This is a genomic window from Ancylobacter mangrovi (assembly GCF_024752355.1).
GTDB classification, from domain to species: Bacteria; Pseudomonadota; Alphaproteobacteria; order Rhizobiales; family Xanthobacteraceae; genus Ancylobacter; species Ancylobacter mangrovi.
This window is the reverse complement of record NZ_JANTHZ010000005.1, coordinates 43268-57780: the sequence shown is the minus strand read 5'-3', so window position 1 is coordinate 57780 and position 14513 is coordinate 43268. Positions and strand designations below refer to the sequence as shown.

At 68.5% G+C, this 14513-nt stretch carries 16 protein-coding genes; 9 read left to right on the top strand and 7 right to left on the bottom strand.

Annotated elements, in window-relative coordinates; all coding sequences use genetic code 11:
• Window positions 1–11: 11 nt before the first annotated feature.
• On the bottom strand, window positions 12–677 hold the full coding sequence (locus NVS89_RS12530; protein ID WP_258733093.1) for a transglutaminase-like cysteine peptidase: 666 nt from the start codon (window positions 675–677) through the stop codon (window positions 12–14).
• Between the two features lie 252 nt (window positions 678–929).
• Here NVS89_RS12530 and NVS89_RS12525 point away from each other — a divergent pair, with 252 nt between their 5' ends.
• Together NVS89_RS12525 and NVS89_RS12520 are read left to right on the top strand one after the other, a co-directional pair.
• Window positions 930–1700 carry a rhomboid family intramembrane serine protease gene (locus NVS89_RS12525; RefSeq protein ID WP_258733092.1) on the top strand — a complete coding sequence of 257 codons (771 nt, stop codon included), beginning with the start codon at window positions 930–932 and terminating at the stop codon, window positions 1698–1700.
• Window positions 1701–1878: 178 nt separating this feature from the next.
• Window positions 1879–2310 carry a CBS domain-containing protein gene (locus tag NVS89_RS12520; protein WP_258733091.1) on the top strand — a complete coding sequence of 144 codons (432 nt, stop codon included), beginning with the start codon at window positions 1879–1881 and terminating at the stop codon, window positions 2308–2310.
• Window positions 2311–2445: 135 nt separating this feature from the next.
• Here the strand turns inward: NVS89_RS12520 and hisI are convergent, their stop codons facing one another.
• Window positions 2446–2937, bottom strand: coding sequence for a phosphoribosyl-AMP cyclohydrolase (gene hisI, locus NVS89_RS12515; RefSeq protein ID WP_258733090.1), 492 nt, complete (start codon window positions 2935–2937; stop codon window positions 2446–2448).
• An 18-nt stretch (window positions 2938–2955) separates the two neighbouring features.
• Window positions 2956–3603, bottom strand: a complete 648-nt coding sequence (folE, locus tag NVS89_RS12510; protein ID WP_258733089.1) for a GTP cyclohydrolase I FolE — start codon at window positions 3601–3603, stop codon at window positions 2956–2958.
• Between the two features lie 229 nt (window positions 3604–3832).
• Here folE and NVS89_RS12505 point away from each other — a divergent pair, with 229 nt between their 5' ends.
• Window positions 3833–4285 carry an iron-sulfur cluster assembly scaffold protein gene (locus NVS89_RS12505; RefSeq protein ID WP_258733088.1) on the top strand — a complete coding sequence of 151 codons (453 nt, stop codon included), beginning with the start codon at window positions 3833–3835 and terminating at the stop codon, window positions 4283–4285.
• Between the two features lie 28 nt (window positions 4286–4313).
• Here the strand turns inward: NVS89_RS12505 and NVS89_RS12500 are convergent, their stop codons facing one another.
• On the bottom strand, window positions 4314–4925 hold the full coding sequence (locus NVS89_RS12500; RefSeq protein WP_258733087.1) for a hypothetical protein: 612 nt from the start codon (window positions 4923–4925) through the stop codon (window positions 4314–4316).
• A gap of 86 nt (window positions 4926–5011) precedes the next feature.
• Here NVS89_RS12500 and yidD point away from each other — a divergent pair, with 86 nt between their 5' ends.
• Window positions 5012–5356: a membrane protein insertion efficiency factor YidD gene (yidD, locus tag NVS89_RS12495; protein ID WP_258733086.1), complete on the top strand. Its 345-nt coding sequence runs from the start codon at window positions 5012–5014 to the stop codon at window positions 5354–5356.
• A 49-nt stretch (window positions 5357–5405) separates the two neighbouring features.
• Complete coding sequence (gene thrS / locus NVS89_RS12490; RefSeq protein WP_258733085.1) at window positions 5406–7415, top strand: threonine--tRNA ligase; 2010 nt, start codon at window positions 5406–5408, stop codon at window positions 7413–7415.
• 80 nt (window positions 7416–7495) lie between these two features.
• On the opposite strand, the gene NVS89_RS12485 is transcribed toward thrS, so the two are convergent.
• Window positions 7496–7852, bottom strand: a complete 357-nt coding sequence (locus NVS89_RS12485; protein ID WP_258733084.1) for a hypothetical protein — start codon at window positions 7850–7852, stop codon at window positions 7496–7498.
• A gap of 167 nt (window positions 7853–8019) precedes the next feature.
• Here NVS89_RS12485 and NVS89_RS22935 point away from each other — a divergent pair, with 167 nt between their 5' ends.
• The 4 genes from NVS89_RS22935 to NVS89_RS12460 all read left to right on the top strand — a co-directional run bounded on the left by NVS89_RS22935 (window position 8020) and on the right by NVS89_RS12460 (window position 13662).
• Window positions 8020–9192: a PP2C family protein-serine/threonine phosphatase gene (locus NVS89_RS22935; protein ID WP_309486546.1), complete on the top strand. Its 1173-nt coding sequence runs from the start codon at window positions 8020–8022 to the stop codon at window positions 9190–9192.
• A gap of 4 nt (window positions 9193–9196) precedes the next feature.
• Window positions 9197–11527, top strand: coding sequence for a response regulator (locus tag NVS89_RS12470; RefSeq protein WP_258733083.1), 2331 nt, complete (start codon window positions 9197–9199; stop codon window positions 11525–11527).
• A 16-nt stretch (window positions 11528–11543) separates the two neighbouring features.
• On the top strand, window positions 11544–11912 hold the full coding sequence (locus NVS89_RS12465; protein WP_258733082.1) for a response regulator: 369 nt from the start codon (window positions 11544–11546) through the stop codon (window positions 11910–11912).
• Window positions 11913–12057: 145 nt separating this feature from the next.
• Window positions 12058–13662 (top strand): Na/Pi cotransporter family protein, encoded by a 1605-nt coding sequence (locus NVS89_RS12460; RefSeq protein ID WP_258733081.1) that lies wholly within the window; start codon window positions 12058–12060, stop codon window positions 13660–13662.
• An 18-nt stretch (window positions 13663–13680) separates the two neighbouring features.
• Here NVS89_RS12460 and NVS89_RS12455 read toward each other — a convergent pair whose 3' ends face one another.
• Both NVS89_RS12455 and NVS89_RS12450 read right to left on the bottom strand, forming a co-directional pair.
• Window positions 13681–14106 (bottom strand): ATP-binding protein, encoded by a 426-nt coding sequence (locus NVS89_RS12455; protein WP_258733080.1) that lies wholly within the window; start codon window positions 14104–14106, stop codon window positions 13681–13683.
• A gap of 39 nt (window positions 14107–14145) precedes the next feature.
• Window positions 14146–14508 carry an STAS domain-containing protein gene (locus tag NVS89_RS12450; RefSeq protein ID WP_258733079.1) on the bottom strand — a complete coding sequence of 121 codons (363 nt, stop codon included), beginning with the start codon at window positions 14506–14508 and terminating at the stop codon, window positions 14146–14148.
• Window positions 14509–14513: the final 5 nt, after the last annotated feature.

Genomic DNA, 14513 nt, shown 5'->3' with positions numbered 1-14513 from the left:
AAGCTGGCCGCTCAGTGGGTGCCGTTGCGGCCCACAGTGAGCGGAGCCAGCACGTCGCCGAGCGAGACCCACTGGTCCGGATTGCCCTGCGCCTGCCGCTTCACGAAGCGATAGCCGGTCTCCTGCCACGGCATGATCGCCGATTCCTGATTGTCGAGCACCAGATCGCCATGGTCGGTGACCACGGTGAGGACCGAATGTCCCTCGCCCTGATGGTCGCGCACCACGGTGATGAGCAGGGTCTCCGGCGGCCAGCCGAGCGAGATCAGCGTGCGGCGCTTGAGCAGCACATAGTCCTCGCAGTCGCCATAGCCGTCCTCGGGATAGGTCCAGCGCTCGACCTCGCCGTAATGATCCATGTCGGTCATCGGCTTGATGCGCTCATTGATGTCGTCATTGACCGCGCGGAGCTGGGCGAGGTCGGCCTCGCTGAGCGCGATCTTGCCGCCGCGATGGTTGCCGCCGCCGCAATCGCCGGGGAAGGCGGTGCAGAACTGGACATAGCCGATCGGCGTCGAGGTCTTGTCGCCCGCGATCATGTTCGCGGACAGGTTGGCGTGCATCGCCAGCCGGTCATTCGCCTCGGCGGGGATGCTCCCCGCCACCGAGCCTGCCATCGTACCTGCCACGACCGCCACCGCCGCCGCGAGAAGGGCCCGTTCGAGCCTCTTTTTCATCGCGCACCTCATTCCTGTCTATGAAAGACATCATGGCAGACAGATTTTTATTCTGATCTAAGCGATGCGGAAGATTCGCGAGTACAGCGGATAGAGCCTGTTAATATCTTTTCTATTGGCATTAACCACAACTATAGGCAACTTGTTCACGACGCCGTTTAAGCCCCTCGCAAGGTCTGCCGGCCGCAGCCTTTTGCCCGCGTCGCGCCCTGCCGACTTGCCCCGCCGCGCGCCGGCGCCTATGTGATCGGAGTGCTCGATACGACCCAGCTTTCCCACCAGAAAGGCCAGCCGCTTCTGAACGTGCCGGCGGTCATAACCGCCCTGGCCGTGACGATGCTCGCCATCCAGCTGGTGCGCGACCATCTCGACCCGGAGACCGGCGTCGACATACTGGCGCTGTTCGCCTTCATCCCGGCGCGGTTCGATCCCTCGGTTCTGGCCGCGGGCGTGCTGCCGGGCGGGTGGGGCGCGGATGTGTGGACCTTCGTCACCTATGCCTTCCTGCATGGCGGCTGGACCCATGTCGGGCTCAACCTGCTATGGCTGCTGGCCTTCGGCAGCCCGGTGGCGCGGCGCTTCGGCCCGGTGCGCTTTCTCTTGTTCTTCGCCGTGACGGCGGCGGCGGGGGCGGGGCTGCATCTGCTCACCCATGAGGGCGAAGTGGTGCCGATGATCGGCGCCTCGGCCTCGGTGTCGGGCTGCATGGCGGCGGCGATCCGCTTCATGTTCGCCTCCGAGCGCTATGTCGCCTGGGGGCCGGAAATGTTCGGCCAATCGGTCAACTACCCGGCCGAGCCGCTGATGGCGGTGATGCGCGACCGCCGCGTGATCGCCTTCGTCGCGGTCTGGTTCCTCATCAATCTGGGTGTCGGCCTCGCTTCGCCCGGCCAGCTGGTCGACGGCAGCATTGCCTGGGAGGCGCATATTGGCGGCTTCCTCGTCGGACTGCTGCTGTTCCCGTTGTTCGACCCCATCGGCCGCTTTCCCGGCCAGGGGCCCTATGCACGGCAGCGCGGCTGAGGCCGACGGCGCCGCCGCGCGGACCCTATTGCCTCCCGTAGCGTTAAGGTCGATCATTATCCCCTAAATGTCCGCACTCCCGCACACCGATGGCGGAAGGAGACGGATGGTGAGGGCGACGCGGCCGATGCCCCGAACCGGGCTGGCCGCGCCCGTCCCGGCGGGAAGGAGATAGACCATGACCGTGAGGTCGATACTCGACGAGAAGGGTTACGACGTTCAGACCATCAGCCCGAACGCCTCGCTGCGCGAAGCGGTGGAAGTGCTGGCCGAGAAGCGCATCGGCGCCATCGTGGTGACGGATGGCGAGCGCCGCGTGGTGGGCATCCTGTCCGAGCGCGACGCGGTGCGCGTCATCGGCCGCGACGGGCCGGCCCGGCTGAGCGATCCCGTCAGCGCGGTGATGACCACCAAGGTGGTTACGGCCGACGGCAACGAAACCGTGCATCAGGTGATGGAACACATGACGGGCGGACGCTTCCGCCATCTGCCCGTGGTGCAGGGCGGCAAGCTCATCGGAATCATCTCCATCGGCGACGTGGTGAAGCACCGCCTCGCCGAGATGGAGCGCGAGAGCGTCGCCATGCGCGAATACATCATGTCGACCTGAAGACCCGCGCGGGCGCTGGACCGGGTTCCGGCGCCGCCGGCAGGCGGCGTGCGAGGGCGGAATGCTCGCGAGGGGTGTTCGCGCGCTAGACGCCGCGTGCTCGTCCGGTGCGTGCCGCAATGCGCCTGTCGCCGCTCAGAAGCGCGGGGTGTCGGTCTTCTTCGCCGCGGCGTAGACCTGCGAGGGGTCGAACAGCTTGCCGCCGTCATTGACCGTGAGCTGCAGCTCGGGCGAGGGCGGAGCGCCCAGCGGCACCGAGCGGAAGAAGCAGGAGCGGTGCCCGGTGTGGCAGGCCGCGCCCGGGCCCGCCGTCTCCACCCGCATCAGCACCGCGTCCTGGTCGCAGTCGATGGAAAGCTCGACCACCTTCTGCACATGGCCGCTTTCCTCGCCCTTCTTCCACAGCCGGCGGCGCGAGCGGCTGTAGTAGTGGGCGAAGCCGGTCTCGATGGTGAGGGCGAGCGCCTGCGCGTCCATATGGGCGAGCATCAGCACCGCGCCGTCGCGCGCGTCGACGGCGACGGCGGTGATCAGCCCGTCGGCATCGAATTTCGGCGCGAGGCGATCGCCTTCCTCGACCGCGGCCTTGTCGCCGCGCGGGGCGAAGCTCGGGACGGTATCGGGCATGGAATCAGCGCCGCGCGCTCACGGACGCATGCCGCGCAGCAGGCTCATGAAGCGAACCTGCTCCTGCGGGTCGTCGCGGAACACGCCGGTGAACTGGGTGGTGACGGTGGAGGCGCCCGCCTTGCGCACGCCGCGCATCGCCATGCACATGTGCTCGGCCTCGACGAGGATCGCGACCCCGCGCGGCTTCAGCGCCTCGTCGATGGCGGTCAAGATCTGCGAGGTCAGGTGCTCCTGCGTCTGCAGGCGGCGGGCGAAGATGTCGACGATGCGCGCGATCTTGGACAGGCCGACCACCCGTTCCACCGGGAAATAGGCGACATGCGCCTTGCCGATGAACGGCACCATGTGGTGTTCGCAATGCGAGTGGAACTCGATGTCGCGCACCAGCACCATGTCGTCGAAATTGCCGATCTCGCCGAAGGTGCGGTCGAGGATCTTGTCGGCGGAGGTGCGGTAGCCGCTGTAGAGCTCCTCATAGGCGCGCACGACGCGCTTGGGCGTGTCGAGCAGGCCCTCGCGCTCCGGATCGTCCCCGGCCCAGGCGATCAGCGTTCGCACCGCGGCCTCGGCCTCCTCGCGCGAGGGACGCGCCGGATTGACCGGGACGGCCGATTCCGCCTCGCTTTTCGCGCTGGCCATCAGGGATTTAAGCACGGCATCCATGACGAACTCCGTTCGACGGCGCATCTGGGACCGGGCGCCGGGGTGTCACCGGTTGAACTCGCCACATACGTGCCGGCACGCTGTTTGTTCCTTGCATCGTACTCGACGAATGCGGAGAAGGTTGCCGAAAAGCCGGCTGCTTTCACCCGCAATATCCGCTCCTATATAAGGAACGCGCCGGACGCTGCAATGCGATGATGGCGCAGCGGGGCTGACGGACGGAAGGGCCATGCTGAACGAGGTTTACAATCGCCGCATACTGGAGCTCGCTGCCGATATACCACGGCTGGGCCGGCTTGCCTCGCCCGATGCGACGGCAACGGCGCACTCCAAACTTTGCGGCTCCACCGTGACCATCGATCTCGCGCTGAAGGACGGCCGGGTGAGCGACTTCGCTCACGAGGTGCGCGCCTGCGCGCTCGGGCAGGCCTCGTCCTCGCTCATGGGCGAGCTGGTGGTCGGCTCGACCCCGGACGAGCTGCGCGAGGTGCGCGAGGCCATGCGCAAGATGCTGAAGGAGAACGGCCCGCCGCCGACCGGGCGCTGGGCCGAGCTTTCGGTGCTGGAGCCGGTGCGCGACTATAAGGCGCGCCACGCCTCGACCATGCTGACCTTCGATGCCGTGGTCGATGCGCTGGGCCAGATCGAGGCGCGCAAGGGCACCGCCCAGGCTGCCGAATAGCGGGCAGCGCCGGGGCCGTGGCATGGGCCTATCGCTCCGTGAAGAAGGTGAAAATCACCTGGTCCTTGTCGCCTGTGAGGCAGAGGAAACGGTTGGCGGTGTCGGAGCGGTCGCGCTGGATATAGGCCTCGCCCATGATGACCCCCTTCACCGGCGTGTCGCCGATCTTGAGGTCGGCATGCGCCACGGTGAGGCCGTCGACGTCGAGATAGATGTCGTCGACCGCCGGGGAGCGCAGCTTCAGGCGCTTCAGCGCCTCGGCCTTGCAGGCGGCGATGCGCTGCATGTCGGGGTCGACCTCGGGCGAATCCGCCGCCGAGGGCGCGGGCTGCGTCCCGCCGGTGGGGCCGGGCGGAGGAGCGGGCGTTGCCGGCGGCTTGGTCGCGGGAAGCGTGGCGGCGGGAGGTTTGGCAGCGGGCGGCTTCGCGGCCGGTGCGTTCGCTGCGGGCGCGGCCTTCTCGGGCGGGCTCTTTTCGGGCGGTTTGGCGGCCGGCGGGGGAGCCACGTTGGGCGGAGCGGTCGGGGCTGCCCCGGCGGGGGCGGAGGGCGCGTCCTGGGCCATGGCGGCCATCGCCAGCAGAAGGCCCGCCAGCACGCCGAGAACGGTGGTGCAGGCGGCGGACGGGTGGGACATTTTCATCGATCGGTTCTCCGCCGGGTGCCGGTGTATCGTTCGAAAGGCAACGTTCCGGACTCCCGGTGGTTCCGGGTTAAGGGGAGAAGGCCATGAGCGCGCGTTTCCTGCGCCCGCCGCCTCGGCTGGCCCACGCCGCCGCGCGCCTGCCGCGGCTGGCGCTGCGCGTGCCGATCCTCGTCTACCGCTACACCTTCTCCGCCTTCATGGGCCGGCAGTGCCGCTACCTGCCGACCTGCTCGGAATTCGCCGAGGAGGCGATCGAGCGGCACGGCGCCTGGGCGGGCGGCTGGATGGCGGCCGGCCGGGTGTGCCGCTGCCACCCCTGGGGCGGGCATGGCTACGAGGCGGTGCCCGTCGAATTGCCGCCAAAAGCCGCGTGGTATATGCCGTGGCGTTACGCGCGCGCTCCGATGAAGGACGCGGGCGACACCTGACAAACAAGCCTACCTGCGTGGTTCGCAGGAGTGGGCAGGAGAAAAGCGCATGTCCGACAGTCTCGTGAGCAACAATTTTGACGAGGGCGCCGCGGCGCCGGCAAACGTCAATCTCACCTTCCCCGATGGCGCCGTCCGAGCCTATGCCTCCGGCACCACCGGCACCGAGATCGCCGCCTCCATCGCCAAGTCGCTCGCCAAGAAGTCGCTGGCGATGAAGCTCGACGGGGTGCTCAGCGACCTTTCCGATCCCATCACCCGCGACGCGCGGTTCGAGCTCGTCACCCGCGAGAGCCCGGAGGCGCTGGAGCTGATCCGGCACGACGCGGCGCATGTGCTCGCCGAGGCGGTGCAGGAGCTGTGGCCGGGCACGCAGGTGACCATCGGCCCGGTGATCGAGAACGGCTTCTATTACGACTTCTTCCGCAACGAGCCGTTCTCGCTCGACGACTTCCCGGCGATCGAGAAGAAGATGCGCGAGATCATCGCCCGCGACGCTCCCTTCTCCAAGGAGGTGTGGGACCGCGACGAGACCAAGCGCGTCTTCGCCGAGAAGGGCGAGGCGTTCAAGGTCGAGCTGGTGGACGCGATCCCCGCCGACCAGCAGATCAAGATCTACCGGCAGGGCGAGTGGTTCGACCTGTGCCGCGGCCCGCACATGCCGAGCGTGGGCAAGGTGGGCGACGCCTTCAAGCTGATGAAGGTGGCCGGCGCCTATTGGCGCGGCGACGCCAGGAACCCGATGCTGACCCGCATCTACGGCACCGCGTGGCGCAGCCGCGAGGAGCTCGACGCCTATATCCACCAGCTCGAGGAGGCGGAGAAGCGCGACCACCGCCGGCTCGGCCGGGAGATGGACCTGTTCCACTTCCAGGAGGAAGGCCCGGGCGTCGTGTTCTGGCACCCGAAGGGCTGGAACATGTTCCAGAACCTCGTCTCCTACATGCGCCGGCGCATCAAGGCCGACTATGCCGAGGTCAACGCCCCGCAGGTGCTCGACAAGTCGCTGTGGGAGACCTCCGGCCACTGGGGCTGGTACAAGGACAACATGTTCAAGGTGCAGCCTGCCGGCGATGCCGAGGACAATGACCGGGTCTATGCGCTGAAGCCGATGAACTGCCCGGGCCATGTGCAGATCTTCAAGCATGGCCTGAAGTCCTACCGCGATCTTCCCATGCGGCTTGCGGAATTCGGCGCGGTGCACCGCTACGAGCCTTCCGGCGCGCTGCACGGGCTGATGCGGGTGCGCGGCTTCACCCAGGACGACGCCCACATCTTCTGCACCGAGGAGCAGATGGCGGCCGAGTGCCTGAAGATCAACGAGCTGATCCTCTCCACCTACGCCGATTTCGGCTTCGAGGAGATCGTGGTGAAGCTCTCCACCCGCCCGGACAAGCGGGTCGGCTCCGACGCGGTGTGGGACCACGCCGAGGCGGTGATGCGCGACGTGCTGGAGACCATCGAGAAGCAGGCCGGCGGCAAGATCAAGACCGGCATCCTGCCGGGCGAAGGCGCGTTCTACGGCCCGAAGTTCGAGTACACGCTGCGCGACGCGATCGGCCGCGAGTGGCAGTGCGGCACCACGCAGGTCGACTTCAACCTGCCGGAGCGCTTCGGCGCCTTCTATGTCGATGCCGACGGGCAGAAGAAGACGCCGGTGATGATCCACCGCGCCATCTGCGGCTCGATGGAGCGCTTCACCGGCATCCTGATCGAGCACTTCGCCGGCCACTTCCCGCTGTGGTTCGCGCCGACGCAGGCGGTGGTGGCGACCATCACCTCCGACGGCGACGACTATGCGCGCGAGATCGCCGCCGCGGCCACCAAGATGGGGCTGCGGGTGGAGACCGACCTGCGCAACGAGAAGATCAACTACAAGGTCCGCGAGCACTCGCTGGCCAAGGTGCCGGCGCTGCTGGTGGTCGGCCGCAAGGAGGCAGCGGAGCGCACCGTCTCGATCCGCCGGCTGGGCTCGCCGAACCAGACCACGCTGCCGCTCGACGAGGCACTGGAGGCGCTGGTCGCCGAGGCGTCCCCGCCGGACTGCGAGCGCGACTGAGCCCGCCGCGGCAGGCACGTTCGACAGCGTCGAGAATCACGAAGGCCGGGGAGGCAACTCCCCGGCCTTTCACTTTCAGGCTACCTGTTCGGCCCGGGCGGGATCGCGGGCGGCGGCGGCCAGGGCTGTGTCTCGCGCCGCGTCGTCGGATTGGCGTCGGCGTTCGGCACGTTCAGCCGGCGCTGGCCGGGCGTCCAGTAGGACGGGCCCTGCATGAGGTTCTGGCTGTTGGGCTTCACCGCGTCGGGGCGCGTGGGTATGGCGGAACCCGAGGCCTGCGGTATCGACGGCCGCGGCGTGGCCGCTCCGGGATTGGAAAGGATCGGGTTCAGCGTCGTACCCGCCGACGTGCCGCGCAGCCCCGGCGTCTGGGCCTGTGCCAGCGCGGGCGGCGTGAGCATGGCGAGGGTGAGGGCAAGCTCCTTCAGTCTCATCATGCCGATTCTCCTCGTCTGAATGTGGGGTCACGCGCCCGCTTTTGCCATCGTCGGATGCGGGAAAGGGAAAAGCCGCCTGCGCCGTTGCGCAGCGGGGGCTTTGCGTGGATATTCCCCGCCCGCGGCTTTCGCTCGCCTTCCTCGCGGCAAATCACGGATTCGGGCCTATGGCAGACCAGAACGCGGCGATTCTGGTGGTCGACGATGTCGCCGAGAACCGCGACCTGCTGATCCGCCGGTTGCGCCGGCTCGGCTTCTCGCGGATCGAGGAGGCCGCCGACGGCGTTGAGGCGCTCGCCGCCATCGGCCAGGCGGCCTTCGACCTCGTGCTGCTCGACATCATGATGCCCGAGCTCGACGGCTTCGGCGTGCTCGAGGCGTTACGCAGCGACGGGCGGATCAACGACATTCCGGTGATCGTCATCTCGGCGCTCAATGAGATCGACCCGGTGGTGCGCTGCATCGAGCTCGGCGCCGACGACTTCCTGTTCAAGCCGTTCAACCCGACGCTGCTGCGTGCCCGCGTGCTCGCGACGCTGGAGAAGAAGGCGCTGCGCGACCGGACCCGCGAGGAGCTCCGGCGCAAGCAGGTCGAGCTCAATGAGGCGCGCACGCTTCAGCTTTCGCTGGTGCCGCCTTCCTTCGCCGGCGCCGTCGCCGGACGCCGGCTCGACGTCGATGCGCTGCTGGAGCCGGCCAAGGAGGTCGGCGGCGATCTCGTCGATTATTTCCCGGTTGGCGACGGGCTGATGGTGCTCGCCATCGGCGACGTTTCCGACAAGGGCGCGGCGGCGGCGCTGATGATGGCGCGCACCCATTCCATGTTCCGCGCGCTCTCCGGCCGACCGGACGCCGCCGAACTGTTCGCCGACCCGGCGCGGGCGGTCTCGATCGCCAATGACGGGCTGGCGCGCGGCAATGCGGGGTGCATGTTCGTCACCTTCGTGCTGGCGAGCGTGGACGTCGCGACCGGCCGGCTCGCCTATGTGCGCGCGGGCCATGTGCCGCCCTATCTGCAGGGCGCGGACGGGGGCGTGGAGCGGCTCGGCGGCCCGGGCGGGCCGCCGCTGGGCGTGGTGGAAGGCTTCGACTACCAGGCGGCGCAGGTCGATCTGAACGAGGGCGACCGGCTGCTGGTGGTGACGGACGGTTTCACCGAGGCGCAGAGCGCGGCCGGCGAACTGTTCGGCGAGGACCGGGTGGGTGCCTTCTTCGCCGACGGGGCGGGGGGGCAGGTCCTCACGCGGCTTGCCACGCAGGTCCGGGCGTTCGAGGCCGGGCTGCCCGCCTTTGACGACATGGCCGCCATTCTGCTCACCTTCGGCGCACGGGAAGTCTAGATCGATGGGAAGTGACGCCATGCCGGAGAACGCGCTGGACGAATCGCAGGCGGGCCGCGAGGCGACCCTGCTGCGCGCGACGCTGGAGAACATGTCCCAGGGCGTCGCCATGTACGACGCCAAGCACCGGCTGGTGACGTGGAACACGCTGTTCTGCGAGTATCTCGACATGCCGGCGGAGTTCCTCGGCACCGAGCACACCTTCGAGGACTACATCCGCTATCTCGGCTCGCGCGGCGAGTTCGGCGACGTCGACATCGAGACCGCGCTCGCCAAGCGGGTGGCGCAGCTCGACCACTCCCACTCCTTCGAGCGGGTGCGGCCGGACGGCACCATCCTCGAGGTGCGCCGCGACCCGGTGCCGGGCGGCGGCTTCATCGCCATCTACACCGACATCACCGAGCGCAAGCTCGCCGAGATGAAGCTGCGCGAGGACGAGGAGCAGCTTCGCGCCATCGATGCCGCCGCGCCGGTCGGCCTGCTGATCATGGATGTCGAGAAGCGCGCCGTGCGTCACGCCAATGGCTGCTTCGGGCGGCTGGTCGGTCGCGACACGCGCGACCTCATCGACCGTCCGATGGCCGAGCTGTTCGCCGATCCGGCCAAGAGCGCGGAGATGGCCGAGCTGATGCTCACCCCGCTCGCCGAGGGCCGCGAATTCTACCTGCCGCGCGCCGACGGCACCGAGATCTGCACCATGGTCTCGCACGAGCCGCTCGAGTTCCGCAGCACACCTGCGGTGATCGCCACCTTCGTCGATATCTCTGACCGCGTGCGCATGGAGCAGCAGCTTCGCGAGGCCAAGGAGGCGGCCGAATCCGCCAGCCGGGTCAAGTCCGCCTTCCTCGCCAATATGAGCCACGAGTTGCGCACGCCGCTCAACGCCATCATCGGCTACAGCGAGATCCTCGCCGAGGACGCCGCTGACGAGGGCAACACGGCCATGGTCGCGGATCTCGACAAGATCCAGGGCGCCGGCAAGCACCTGCTGGGGCTGATCAACGACATCCTCGACCTGTCGAAGATCGAGGCCGGGCGCATGGACGTCTATCTGGAGCAGGTGTTCCTCGCCCGCATGGTCGAGGAGGTGAAGACCATCGTCGGCCCGATGATGGCGAAGAACGAGAACCGCTTCGTCATCGACTGTCCGAAGGACATCGGCACGCTGCGCACGGACGTCACCAAGCTCAAGCAGAGCCTCATCAACCTGCTCAGCAACGCCGCCAAGTTCACCAAGCAGGGTGAGGTGGCGCTGCACCTGTCGCGCCATGAGAGCGAGGATGGCGGCTTCATCCGCTTCGCGGTGACCGACAGCGGCATCGGCATGACCGAGGAACAGCTCGGCCGGCTGTTCCAGGCGTTCACGCAGGCGGATTCCTCCACCACGCGCAATTTCGGCGGCACCGGGCTCGGCCTCACCATCACCAAGCATTTCGCGGTGATGCTGGGCGGGAACATCACGGTGACCAGCGAGCCGGGCAAGGGCTCGACCTTCACCATCGACCTGCCGGTCGCGCGCGAGGCCGAGGTCGCCGCCGAGCTTCCGGAGATCGACACCGGCGCGGTCGCCGATCCGGGCGCGATCACCGTTCTGGTGGTGGACGACGACCCGGCGGTGCACGAGGTGCTGACCGCGACGCTGGGCAAGGAAGGCTATGTGCTGCGCCATGCCCGCGACGGGATCGAGGCGCTCAACATCATGCGCACCGACCCGCCGGACATCGTGACGCTCGACGTGATGATGCCGAAGGTCGACGGCTGGTCGGTGCTGGGCATCATGAAGTCCGAGCCGGCGCTGGAGCATATCCCGGTGATCATGCTCACCATCGTCGACGACCGGAATCTCGGCTATTCGCTCGGCGCGGCCGAATACATGACCAAGCCGATCGACCGGCAGCGGCTGATCGCGCTGATCCATAAATTCGCCCCGGGCGACGAGCACGCGGTGCTGGTCGTCGACGACGATCCGCATGTGCGCGCCATGGTGCGCACGACCATCGAGGGCGTAGGGCTGACCGCGATCGAGGCCGCCAACGGGCGCGAGGCGCTGGAATGGCTCGACCGCCACCCGCGACCCTCGCTGGTGCTGCTGGACCTGATGATGCCGGAGATGGACGGCTTCACCTTCCTCGAGCAGGTGCGCCAGCGGCCGGACTTCGCGGACCTGCCGGTGGTCGTGCTCACGGCCAAGGAGCTGACCGAGGACGAGCGCAGCTTCCTCGCACGAAACACGCTGCTGATCCTGAGCAAGAGCGCCCAGCCGATCGGCACGCTCGGCTCGGCGCTGGCGGCGATCGCCGGGCAGGAAAAGCCGGCCCGGCCGGTGGCCAAGTAGACGGGACGTTCAGGCGATGGCGAAGATCCTGCTCGTGGAAGACAACGAGATGAACCGCGACATGCTTTCGCGGCGGCTGACGCGCAATGGCTTCGAGGTGATCGTCGCCGTGAACGGCCGGGAGGGGGTGGACCTCGCCGTGGCGCAGAAGCCGGACCTGATCCTCATGGACATGAGCCTGCCGGTGCTCGACGGCTGGGAGGCGACGCGGCAGGTGAAGGGCAACGCGGAGACCGCGGCGATCCCCGTCATCGCCCTGACCGCCCACGCCATGGCGCAGGACCGCGAGGAGGCGATGGCGGCAGGCTGCGACGATTTCGACACCAAGCCGGTGGAAATGCCGCGCCTGCTGTCCAAGATCAACGCCTTCCTCGCACCGGGCTGAGGCCGCCCGCCGTCTCCGGCGGCTTGTGCTGGCCGCCGACCTGCCTCACGCTGCGCTGCACCAAACCGACCCGGTCTTTCATCCGACGCGGACACCTGCGTGCCGTCGTCCGTGGGAAAGACTCCATCCGGGGAACCGTCCTGCCTTGAGCACCATCGCCACCATCGCCTCCCTCATGAGCGGGCTGGGTCTGTTCTTCCTCGGCGTGCGCGGGCTGTCGTCGAACCTCGTGCCGCTGGTGGGGCGGCGCGCCCGGGTTGCCTTCGCCGCCGCGCTGCGCGGGCCTGTGAGTTGCGCGCTGAGCGGCATCGTCGCCGGGCTGGCGACGCAGAGCTCGACCGCCGTCTCCTGGATCATCATCTCCTTCGTGAAGGGCGGTGTGCTGGGAGAGGGGGCGGCGCTGCTGGCGCCGACCTGGGCCAATGTCGGCACCGCGCTGCTACCGATCATCGTCGCCATCGACACCTCGGTGGCGGCAGGGCTGGTGATCGGCGTCGTCGGCTTCGCCACCTATTTCAAGCTGGCGCGGGGCGACCGGCTGCGGCGGATGCTCGACGCGGCGCTGGGCGCCGGGCTGCTGCTGTTCGGCATGCACCTGGTCTCGGAGACCGTCGGCCCGCTGCGCGAGGCGCTGATGCACGACGCCTGGTGGGCGGCGGCGCTGCAGTCGCCGCTGCTGCTCGCCGGCATCGGCGCGGCCTTCGCGCTGGCGGCGCAATCCTCCTCGGTCGCCGCGGCGATCGCCGTCGCGGCGGTGAGCAGCGACCTGCTCGACCTCGCCGCCGCGCTGCCTCTGATCATCGGCGCGAACACCGCGTCGGCGCTCAACAATGCGCTGCTGATCCCGGGCGAGAACCGGGCCGGGCGTATCGTCTTCGGGTTGCAGGTGATGCAGAAGCTCGGCGGCTCGCTGCTGCTGCTGGCGCTCTACCTCTACGGTCTCGCCGAGCCGCAGCAGATGGGCCGGCTGTTCGGCCTGATGGGCGAGAGCGCGGCGGCGCAGCTCGCCGTGCTGTTCGTAATCGCGCAGGCGGGGGGCGCGCTGATCACCAATCTCGCCGAGATGCCGACGCGCCGGCTGGTGGCGCGGATGGCCTCGAACCCAGCGGAGACGCTGGGCGAGCCGGCCTTCCTCATGCGCGAGGCGCTCTCGGACCCCGGCACCGCGCTCGACCTCGCCATGCGCGAGCTGGCGCGGCTTTCCGCCCGGCTGCCGCTGATGCTCGACCATGTGCGTGAAGAGAAGGTGCAGGAGACCCCGCCGCCGGCGCAGCTGAGCGTCGCCGGGACGCGGCTGGCGAGCTTGGTGAAGTCCTATCTCGCCTCGCTGCTCGACCGTGAGCTCTCGGCGCGGCGGGTGTCGCGCGCGCTGCTGCTGGACGATGCGGCGGGGACGGCCGCAGCGCTGCACGAGGCGCTGGCCGAGTTCGTCGAAGCCTCGGCGCCGGCGCGCCAGCTTCCCGCCGCGGGCAGGCTGATCGAGGCGCTGCACGCGCTGCTGGAGGCGGTGGCGGACCATGCCGTCAGTCTTGGCGCGGAGGACCCCGAGCTGGTGCTGACCCTGCTCGGGCATCGCGACCAGCTCATGGACGAGCTGCGACACCGGCTGTCGACGCAGGCCGGCGTCCCGCCGCAGGCGCTCGACGGGCTGTTCCGCATGACGGTGCTGTTCGAGCGGATCGTGTGGCTGTCGCGTCGGCTGGTGAACGGCTTCACGCAGGTTCACCGCGCCCAGACCGAGGGGCTGTGACGGGCGGGAAGCCGGCGGCTATGCCGCGTCGCGGGCGAGGGAGAGGGTGACCACATTGCGCCCGTTCTCGCGGCGATAGGCGAAGCTGCGCGCGAGCGTGCGGATCAGATGGACGCCCAGCCCGCCGATGCGCCGCTCGTCGAGGGTGCCGTCGAGGTCCGGCGACGGCGCGGTGAAGGGATCGAACGGATCGCCGTCGTCGCTCAGCGTGAGCTCGACCGAATCGTCGGCGCAGCGCACCTGCACGCCGATCTCGCCGGGGCGCCCGTCGGGATAGCCGTAATCGACGGCGTTGTTGACGAACTCGTCGACCGCGAGCTGGAGCCGGTGGGTCGCCTTGGGCGACAGATCGGCCGCTTCCGCGAAGCTGTCGAGCCGCGCGACGAGCGCCGGCATCTGCGACAGGTCGTTGGGGAGGCGGACATCCATCTCACGGAGCGTCATGTTTCCGTCCGAGGGCTGAAGCACCTCAGAAAGACACCCCTACGTAAAGGAAGCAAGTGCCGTTTCGCGGCTTTGGTGAATGGGGATCAGCGAGGAGAAGCCGCTGACCTCGAACACCTCGTGCACCTGCGGCGTGAGGCTGCAGACCGCCAGCGCGACGCTGGAGGAGCGGGCGAGCTTGGCTGCCTTCAGCACCACGCGCAGCCCTGCCGAGCTGATATAGGTCAGCTCTTCGAAGTCGAGCAGCACCGCGGTGCTGCCATCGGGGATCACGGCGAGCATCTCGTCGAGGCGCGGCGAGGAGCTGCTGTCGAGGCGGCCCTTGACCACCGTCACGACGGTATTGCCTTCCACCAGCCGGTCGATCTGCATCGCGCTTTCCAGCTCTCGTCGGTCCGTCATGCGTC